Origin of the sequence: Microcoleus sp. OTE_8_concoct_300 (assembly GCF_031383065.1) — a bacterium.
Lineage (GTDB): Bacteria > Cyanobacteriota > Cyanobacteriia > Cyanobacteriales > Microcoleaceae > Microcoleus.
The window spans coordinates 1-9,082 of the sequence record NZ_JANMZH010000280.1 but is presented as its reverse complement, the minus strand read 5'-3'; the positions used below and the strand labels follow the sequence as shown (position 1 = coordinate 9,082).

General features: G+C 46.2%; 11 protein-coding genes. 2 read left to right on the top strand and 9 right to left on the bottom strand.

Annotated elements, in window-relative coordinates; all coding sequences use genetic code 11:
* Positions 1-81 precede the first annotated feature (81 nt).
* The 8 genes from ACUVJL_RS13455 to ACUVJL_RS13420 form a co-directional block, all read right to left on the bottom strand.
* On the bottom strand, positions 82-1,035 hold the full coding sequence (locus ACUVJL_RS13455; protein WP_445246306.1) for a F0F1 ATP synthase subunit gamma: 954 nt from the start codon (positions 1,033-1,035) through the stop codon (positions 82-84).
* A gap of 129 nt (positions 1,036-1,164) precedes the next feature.
* Entirely contained in the window at positions 1,165-2,682 is a 1,518-nt protein-coding gene (gene atpA, locus ACUVJL_RS13450; protein WP_242717124.1) for a F0F1 ATP synthase subunit alpha, read from the bottom strand.
* A 228-nt stretch (positions 2,683-2,910) separates the two neighbouring features.
* Complete coding sequence (atpH, locus tag ACUVJL_RS13445) at positions 2,911-3,456, bottom strand: ATP synthase F1 subunit delta (RefSeq protein ID WP_445246305.1); 546 nt, start codon at positions 3,454-3,456, stop codon at positions 2,911-2,913.
* A gap of 3 nt (positions 3,457-3,459) precedes the next feature.
* Positions 3,460-3,987 carry a F0F1 ATP synthase subunit B gene (locus ACUVJL_RS13440; protein WP_333054531.1) on the bottom strand — a complete coding sequence of 176 codons (528 nt, stop codon included), beginning with the start codon at positions 3,985-3,987 and terminating at the stop codon, positions 3,460-3,462.
* A gap of 87 nt (positions 3,988-4,074) precedes the next feature.
* Positions 4,075-4,560 carry a F0F1 ATP synthase subunit B' gene (locus tag ACUVJL_RS13435; RefSeq protein WP_333054530.1) on the bottom strand — a complete coding sequence of 162 codons (486 nt, stop codon included), beginning with the start codon at positions 4,558-4,560 and terminating at the stop codon, positions 4,075-4,077.
* A gap of 97 nt (positions 4,561-4,657) precedes the next feature.
* Positions 4,658-4,903, bottom strand: a complete 246-nt coding sequence (atpE, locus tag ACUVJL_RS13430; RefSeq protein WP_006631105.1) for an ATP synthase F0 subunit C — start codon at positions 4,901-4,903, stop codon at positions 4,658-4,660.
* Positions 4,904-5,031: 128 nt separating this feature from the next.
* On the bottom strand, positions 5,032-5,790 hold the full coding sequence (gene atpB / locus ACUVJL_RS13425; protein ID WP_242717111.1) for a F0F1 ATP synthase subunit A: 759 nt from the start codon (positions 5,788-5,790) through the stop codon (positions 5,032-5,034).
* A gap of 55 nt (positions 5,791-5,845) precedes the next feature.
* Positions 5,846-6,307, bottom strand: a complete 462-nt coding sequence (locus tag ACUVJL_RS13420) for an ATP synthase subunit I (protein ID WP_445246304.1) — start codon at positions 6,305-6,307, stop codon at positions 5,846-5,848.
* Positions 6,308-6,854: 547 nt separating this feature from the next.
* On the opposite strand from ACUVJL_RS13420, the gene ACUVJL_RS13415 reads away from it, so the two are divergent.
* A complete protein-coding gene (locus tag ACUVJL_RS13415; protein WP_445246303.1) occupies positions 6,855-7,199 on the top strand; it encodes a hypothetical protein in 345 nt (114 codons plus the stop codon).
* 189 nt (positions 7,200-7,388) lie between these two features.
* Here the strand turns inward: ACUVJL_RS13415 and ACUVJL_RS13410 are convergent, their stop codons facing one another.
* On the bottom strand, positions 7,389-7,838 hold the full coding sequence (locus tag ACUVJL_RS13410) for a nitrate reductase associated protein (protein ID WP_445246302.1): 450 nt from the start codon (positions 7,836-7,838) through the stop codon (positions 7,389-7,391).
* A gap of 186 nt (positions 7,839-8,024) precedes the next feature.
* Here ACUVJL_RS13410 and moaA point away from each other — a divergent pair, with 186 nt between their 5' ends.
* Positions 8,025-9,014, top strand: a complete 990-nt coding sequence (gene moaA, locus ACUVJL_RS13405) for a GTP 3',8-cyclase MoaA (RefSeq protein WP_445246307.1) — start codon at positions 8,025-8,027, stop codon at positions 9,012-9,014.
* The last annotated feature ends 68 nt before the right edge of the window (positions 9,015-9,082 follow it).

Genomic DNA, 9,082 nt, shown 5'->3' with positions numbered 1-9,082 from the left:
ATTTTTTTGTATTTTCACTAAAAAAAGCGCCTGAGTTCCCCCAGACGCATACCATAAAATCAACAAATTGTCAACCCTAACCTAACCATTCAAAGCCTCAGCACCGCCGCAAACTTCCAGGATTTCCTGAGTAATTGCCGCTTGCCGCGCCTTATTATAAGTCAGCGTCAAACTACCAATCAAATCGCTCGCATTCTCACTAGCATTGTTCATCGCCGTCATCCGCGCCGCCAACTCGCTAGCCGCAGACTCTTGCAAAGCCCGCAGCAATTGGTTGTTCAAATACAAGGGCAAAAGAGCCTCCAGAATTTGCGCCGGATCTTGCTCGAAAATCATGTCCTTGGGCAAACTTTTCATAGTAGGTGCAGAAACCTTTTCGCGCGATACTTGAAACTCTCCGCCTTTCGATGTCAAACGGAAGATTTCATCGTCTTGCACTTCAAAACCTTGGGGGTCGAGGGGCAGCAAAGTTTGAATTACCGGACGCGAACTAATTAGCGACACAAACTTGGTGTAAATTAACTCAACTCTGTCCACAGTTCCCGACAGGAATAGCGACAACAATTCGTCCGCAATCATGGCTGCTTCCGGTGCTGTTGGAATCTGTTCCAAGTTAGCGTAAGTCGCATCAATGGGCTGTTCCCGGCGCTGGAAATACTGAGTAGCTTTGCGTCCTACCAACACGTATTTGTAGTCTAAGCCTTCAGCTTTGATTTCCTTAGCGCGATTTTCGGCGTATCTGATGATGTTGCTGTTGTAGCCGCCGCACAAACCCCGATCGCCCGAAACTACCAACAGTCCCACCGATCGCACTTCGCGTTTTTTCAGCAGCGGCAAATCCAAATTTTCAAACTGCAAGCGTTCCGCCAAACCGTATAATACCTCTGCCAGTCGATCGGCAAAAGGTCGAGTAGCAGTCACCTGTTCTTGAGCGCGGCGCACCTTAGCAGCGGCCACCAAGCGCATTGCTTCTGTAATCTTTTTAGTGTTCTTGACCGACTTAATGCGATCGCGAATAGTTTTCAGATTTGCCATAATTTTCTCCTTAGTCCCTTGCCCGCATCTTTTTAATTAAAACCGCGAATAAACGCAGATAAACGCAGATGAACTTCCGATAATCTGCGTTTATCCGCGTTCATCTGCGGTTCAAAATTCCAACTCGATTTACGCAGAAACCAAGAAAGTTTGCTTGTATTCTGCGATACCTTCTTTCAGCAGCTTCTCAGCTTCATCAGTCAAGGCCTTTCCGCCTTGAACAATTTCGCCGTACTTCGGCTTGCTAGTCCGCAAATAGTCGCGCAAACCAACAGTAAACTTGCTGACTTTTTCCACTGGGATGTCATCCATATAGCCGTTAATACCGGCATAGATTACAGCCACTTGTTCGTTCATCGGCAGAGGCGAACTTTGGGGCTGTTTCAACAGTTCCCGCAAGCGCTGACCGCGCGACAATTGATTCTGAGTAGCTTTATCCAAGTCAGAAGCAAACTGAGAAAATGCTGCCAGTTCTTCAAACTGCGCCAATTCCAGTTTCACCTTACCGGCTACTTTTTTCATAGCCTTAGTTTGAGCCGCCGAACCTACCCGCGATACCGAAATACCGGGGTTTACTGCCGGACGCAAACCAGCGTTAAACAAGTCAGAAGAAAGGAAGATTTGACCGTCGGTAATCGAAATTACGTTCGTCGGAATGTAAGCAGAAACGTCACCAGCTTGGGTTTCGATAATTGGCAAAGCAGTCATGCTGCCTTCGCCCAAATCGTCGCTCAATTTAGCAGCGCGTTCTAGCAAGCGAGAGTGCAGGTAAAACACGTCTCCCGGATAAGCTTCGCGACCGGGAGGACGGCGCAGCAACAGAGACATTTGGCGGTAAGCTTGTGCTTGTTTGGAAAGGTCATCGTAAATGACCAAAGTGTGCTTGCCTTTGTACATGAAATACTCGGCTAAGCTAGCACCTGTGTAGGGAGCCAAGTATTGCAGGGTTGCGGGGTCGCTAGCGTTGGCTGCTACGACGATCGTGTAGTCCATCGCGCCCTTTTCTTGCAGGACGTTGACGATGTTAGCTACTGTAGAAGCTTTTTGACCGATCGCCACGTAAACGCAGATCACGTTTTCGGATTTTTGGTTAATAATCGTGTCGATCGCGATCGCAGTTTTACCAGTTTGTCTGTCACCGATAATCAGTTCCCGCTGTCCTCTTCCCACCGGAATCATCGCATCAATAGCGGTAATTCCTGTTTGCATCGGTTCGTAAACAGAACGGCGAGAAACAATCCCCGGTGCCGGAGATTCAATCAAGCGAGATTCAGTAGTTTTAATTTCTCCTTTGCCGTCAATCGGACGGGCCAAAGCATCAACTACCCGTCCCAACATTGCTTCACCCACGGGGACTTCAGCAATTCTGCCCGTAGCAGTAACTGCCGAACCTTCTTGAATGCCGAGGCCTTGGCCCATCAACACTGCACCCACGTTATCTTGTTCGAGGTTCAGTGCAATGCCCACGGTGCCGTCGGCAAATTCTAGCAATTCCCCAGACATAGCTTTATCCAAGCCATAAATCCGGGCAATGCCGTCGCCTACTTGCAGAACAGTACCGACGTTAGAGACTTTTACATCTTGGTCGTACTGCTCAATTTGCTGGCGAATAATGCTGCTAATTTCGTCAGGTCTGATTGCTGCCATGTTAGTTATTATCTGTCAGTTGTCAGTTGTTAGTTGTCAGTTCTCAGTCGATGTTTTCGGCAAGAAAGAATTGGGATTTGGTAATAAGCCTTTGAGAATAACCACTCGCAAACAGAAATTAATTTATTCCTATTTCCTGTTTGATTCTTCCCTTGTTCTTTCTTCCTTCTTTCTTCTATCCGTTACATCCCGTACATTGCTCGTTGCCGAACTTCCTGCTTCCTTAAATCAGGAATTCAAGCGAATTCCCAGACGCCGCAATTGTCCCCGCAGGCTGGCATCAATTACTTGAGAGCCTACTTTGATTATCACACCGCCGATTAAATCTGCGTCTATTTTGGTTTCAATTTCTACTTGACGAGCGCTGGTCATCGCCTGCACTTTCTCGCGAACAGTCTGCTGTTGAGCGTCTGAAAGCGGCACTGCCGATGTAACTTCAGCCAATACTGTTTGGTTGAGTTCTCGGAGCCTTGCCAAGTATTGTTTGCCAATTCCTTCTAAAAAAAGAATTCTTCCTTTGTCTACTAATAGCTTCAGAAAGCTGTGCATCAAGGGGCTCATTTCTTCACCCGCTATTTGCTGAATCACGGCTTTTTTAGCATCCGGTTTTACCAGCGGATTGCCTAAAAATTGACGCAAGTCTTCCGAACCTTCTAGCAGGCTCAGCAAGGAACGAATGTCTTCGCCGAACTTCTCTGAGAGATTGTTGGACTGAGCCAGTGACATCAAGGCAGATGCGTAAGGCTGTAAGACTTCTGTGCTGACTTTACTCACGTTTTAGCCTCCCAGTAACGCAATGCTGCGATCGATTAATTGGTGTTGAGCGCTGTCGTCCAAGCTAGTTTTTAGCTGGCTTTCCACCTTTGCTAATGCCAGAGATACAACCGCCGATCGCAGTTGGGCGATCGCTCTTTCCCGCTCCGCTTCCAACTCTTGACCTGCTGTTGCTCTCATGCGTTCAACGTCCTGCGCCGCCTGAGCTAGAATTGCTTCTTTTGCTTTCTTGGCAGTTTCTTCAGCAGCGGCACGAATTCGTTCCGCTTCTGCTTGCGCTTGAGTCAATTTTTGCTGTTGCTCTGCTAGAGCTGCTGCTGCATCTTTTTGGCGTTTTTCTGCATCTTGAATCGCCTCTTGGATGGCCGAACGCCTTTCAGTCAGGATTTTACCTACAAATCCGCGCCCGAAATAAAACAGCACTGCAATAATAATGACCAGGTTAATCAGGTTGGTTTCTAAAATATCGAAATTTAAACCGAAACCACCTTCGCCGCTAGCTTCTGTGGCTAGCAATAAAACAGTCCCCATGATACTCTTCCATAATTGCGCGTGCAGATTGGGTGAACCGATTTTAGATTTGAGATTCCCTCAAAAATCTCAAACTCTTCGGTCTCGCTATTTGGCCAGCGACTGCCCTAATAGCTTTTCGAGAATTTGGCCGCTGAGCGCGTCTACTTGTTGTTCTAGTGAGCGCATTGCTTCTTGCTTTTGCTGCTCTATTTCTTGCCCAGCCTTTTCTCGCGCGACTTGAGCTTCTTGTTGAGCCTCAGCTACTTTTGCTGCCCCAATTTTTTGGGCATCAGCTTGAGCAGCAGCAATTACTGATTGAGACTGTTTGCGAGTTTCTCCCAGTTTTTGCTCGTACTGCTGCGCTAGTTGCTGAGCTTTTGCCAAGCGTTCTTTGGCGGAGACTTGAGTGTTGCGAATGTAATCGGCGCGATCGTCAATTGACTTGCTCAGCGGCTTGTAAAAAATTACATTCAAGACTGCGACTAGAATTAAAAACTGCACCGCCATCAGAGGCAGCGTAGCATCTATATCAAACAGTCCCCCTTCCTTAGCCGCTTCTTCAACTGCTAGTAATACTGTCCAGTGCATCATGATTTTTTGACGGCTTCCATCTAATTCGCTTAATCGATTTTAGATTTGAGATTTTGGATTAGAATCGCCAAAACCTCAAATCTAAAATTTCAAATTATTATGCGAAGGGGTTGGCAAACAGCAGCACTAGGGCTACGACCAAACCGTAAATTGTGAGCGCTTCCATGAACGCCAAACTCAACAGCAAGGTGCCGCGAATTTTACCTTCTGCTTCCGGCTGACGGGCAATCCCTTCTACAGCCTGACCTGCTGCATTTCCTTGACCAATGCCAGGGCCGATTGCAGCTAAACCTACTGCCAAAGCGGCGGCAATTACGGAAGCGGCAGCAACTGTTGGGTTCATGATGATTTTCCTTATCTAAAGTACAAAATTGAGAGCCGAAAGTCTACAGTATTGTCCGATTTTACGCCAGAAAGTTTAAGTTCAGAAATTTATTTTTTCCTCCCTCATTCTTCCTCGTTTTTCGTTAATTAATCGTGGTGTTCTTCGCCGTGACCGCCTTCTAAAGCTTCACCAATGTAGGCTGCGGCTAAGGTTGCAAAAATCAAAGCTTGAATTGCACTGGTAAATAGTCCCAGAACCATTACTGGCAGAGGAACAAATAAAGGCACTAGCAACACTAGCACTCCGACCACCAATTCGTCAGCAAGAATGTTGCCAAACAAACGGAAACTCAGGGACAGAGGCTTAGTAAAATCTTCTATGATTTTGAACGGCAGCATGAAAGGCACCGGTTCAACATAGTGGGCGAAATACCCCAAGCCGCTTTTGCTGAGACCTGCATAAAAATATGCTAGAGAAGTCAGCAGTGCAAATGCTACCGTGGTGTTGATGTCAGCGGTAGGAGCTCCCAATTCACCTGATGGCAGCTTAATTAGCTTCCAAGGAATTAGAGCGCCTGACCAGTTTGACACAAAGATGAACAGAAATAATGTACCAATAAACGGTACCCAAGGGCGATATTCTTTTTCCCCAATTTGGTTTTTAGCCAAGTCCCGAATAAATTCCAGCGCATACTCCATAAAATTTTGCATTCCGCTGGGAATTCGCTGGATTTTGCTGGTTCCTAAAATCGAAACTACGACTAAAACGGCAATTACAAACCACGAGGTTAGAAAAACCTGCCCGTGCACTTTCAGATTGCCCAGTTGCCAGTACAACTGCTGGCCAACTTCCAATTTGGCGAGGGGGAAACGATTAAAGGTGTTTAGAACGTCAAGCATTGCCATTCAACGGGCTTCCCCATACAAATCGATGAGTTGAGTTTTGCTCGAATTGCCTGACCTACCTGTAGTCTAGTGCTAATGCACTTCGGATCACGTAAACCATCAGCGCAGCTTTGTAAGTCAGAAATCCCAAAAATATCGGTAAAATCTGTAGCTGATTCCACTGTGTTCCTACTATCATCACCGCGAAAAACACACCGAGCCTTGTCTTGCTGATGCGCTGATTTTGGCTGCCGATTCGTTCAACGTCTCTAGCCAACATCTTTAAGTAAACCACACCTGTGCTCGCCCCAAGCAAATAATTTAGGGCAATATTGAGCGAGTAAAAAATCCAAACGGAGATAAAAATAATCGCCGTAAAAGCAAGGGTGTACGCCAACAACTCTTGTTGGAGGCGATAAAAGTCTTGCATGGGATTGCTTGTCTCGGACGAGACTGTCGAGACTGTTGAGACTGTACCAGCTTGAGGAATATCCTCGTTTGCTAGTGTGGGTTCGGTGGGTGTGTTTTGCGTGTTCACGAAGCTCAGAAACTAATGCAGGTAGCAGGCGAGTGCTTTGCAAACTCAGAAAAATAATACCACGCTGCGGTAACAATACTTAAAATAAAATTAATCATATTTCCGAAATTTGGTGTCTGGCGCTTCGGAAACCTCAACCCGTTAAATGTCCGATCGACCTCACCCTACCTCTCATACCGCCAGACCGCACTTTTTTACACATTGTTCTCCTGTTTCTCACTAAGGAAGCCTCACTTAGTGAGATGGGGACAGAGGACGATCGGGCGAATTGATGAGGTAACTATCTCTTCTTGGCCTCTGCGCCCTAGAAAAGTTTACTCGTGTCGGAGTTCGACGATCCTCGATCGGTCAATCTCTCAGATATCTTAAGCCGCCCTCTCAACCTAGAATATCAATTAGGGAGGGGTGGAGCAATGTTTATCGGAGGACTGCTGCCAAAAGTAAATTAGAGGCAGAGCCAAAGCATCTGCGTTACCAGGCAGAGCCTGCTAACGAGTAACGATGTGCTTGTACTTGTAATTGACTCATAAAAAATGGAGGAGTGGTGATGCTGGATATGAAGTTGATTCAATCTTGTCTTTATGCGTTAGATTGTGCTCGCATTGAATATGATGCCAGCAAACTCAAAGTTTATCAAGAAAACTACGAATTAGATGAGGAAGAAGGATGGCGGCGGGAACCTAATGCAGCAGTTACTATTTGGCTTGACGGGCAAAAACCTGGTGAACCCGGTCGTTATGTTGAGTTTACCGCTTGTGACTATTTTATTGTAAATTGGGAGTTGTGCCGGCGAGACGAAAACGGTAATGTAGGATTGTTACAAGAATCCAGTGATTTTATGCTGGAGGAGGAGACAAATTTGTCTGATTGGGATTGTCGCTACGACGATTGATATTAATTGCTTTAATTGAATTTAAACAGGTGTGTACTGCTCGCCTTATTGCTTGAAGTATAAGTGTTAATAAGGAATTCAGTCCTCACTACGAACTTTTTGCCTGGGATTATTACTGGTTCCTAGGCTCTGCCTGGGAACCGATATCCAGAGGCTCTGCCTCGCCCGGTAACGAGTAGAAATTAGATATTATTCAATAATGCCAAACTCTTTAACCGCTGGGATGAAATTTTTATTCTCGTGGCTCGATCGACTAAGCTTAATCAAAGCAAATCGCTGTAGCGGCTGCAAACTCGCCCACTGTCCCAAAGTAATTGTGAAGCCGAGCTCTTGCGCTTTTGCAGAAACCGACTCGGGTACAGTTGCAGCATCCATCCAGGGGGGATTTTCATCAACCGCCAAATCCGTTCCCGGTTTGCCTGTCTGTTGAATTAATATTTGATTTAGCTGTTCTCGGTAGTCAATAATTTCTGCTTTTGTCAAGCAAGGTAACTCTACAAGAGTTTGCCGTTCTGCTTGGTTAAAATGATTCCAATCCTGCAACTTTAATTTAATGCCGCAAGTATCTAACTTGAGACGTACCTGCATGGGGATACAGCGCAGAGCTTCCACAAAATCAGCTTCAAATTCAAAGAACATATATTTAGCAAGTTTATTTGAGTTGGGAATGAGATTTTTTTTATTAACCGCAGAGGGCGCAGAGGGCGCAGAGTAAGAGAGGAGGGGGAAGGTGAAAAGAAATTGATGCAGGTTTATTGCTCTCTATCAATAATTGCAGAAAATCGAGTCAGCATTTATAATTAAATAATGTTACAAGTTATTGACATGAATGCCGTAGACTACCTTCGGATTAGTTTAATAGACCGCTGCAACTTCCGCTGTCTCTACTGTATGCCGGAAGGTAGCGAGTTGGACTATGTATTGCAGCAGCAGTTGTTAACTCACTCGGAATTGCTAACTCTGCTGCGGGAAGTTTTTATACCCGTGGGATTTACTAAGTTTCGGTTGACGGGTGGGGAACCGCTGCTGCGCCCTGGGGTGGTGGATTTGGTGAGGTCGATCGCCTCTATGCCCCAAACGCGAGATTTGTCAATGACAACCAATGGCTTTTTGCTGGCGTCTATGGCGGAAAATCTCTACAATGCTGGTTTGCGCCGGATTAATATTAGTTTGGATTCGCTGGAACCGGAGACTTTTGATAAGATAATTGGCAGTCGGGGACGATCGCGATGGACGCAGGTTTGGGAGGGAATTCAAGCGGCTTATCAAGCAGGATTCGACCCGCTAAAACTGAATGTTGTGGTAATTCCCGGTGTGAATGACAGCGAAATATTGGATTTGGCTGCATTAACTATTAACCGGAATTGGCACGTTCGTTTTATTGAGTTTATGCCGATCGGCAATGGGGAGTTATTTGGCGATAAGGGTTGGGTAGCATCGGCCGAATTGCGGCAACAAATTAGCGACAAATACGGGTTAGCCGAGTCGGGAGTGCGCGGTAACGGGCCGGCGGATGTGTTTCAAATTCCGGGGGCGAAAGGCACTTTAGGATTTATCAGCCAAATGTCCGAGTGTTTTTGCGATCGCTGCAACCGGATGCGTTTGTCTGCTGACGGGTGGCTGCGGCCTTGTCTGCTGAACGAAACGGGGCAAATTGACTTAAAAACTGCTTTACGGAATGGGGTGTCTACAGGCGAATTGCGCGATCGAGTGCAGCAGATATTGAATATTAAACCGGAGATTAATTTCAAGCAGCGGGATTCGGGAACTACTCAAGGAAATTACAGCCGCACAATGTCTCAAATCGGCGGCTAATTATCTATCTGTCGGAAAAGTAAGGTAGGCTTTGATGTCTGTTATAGTTAGTTCAGAAAAATCTGCCT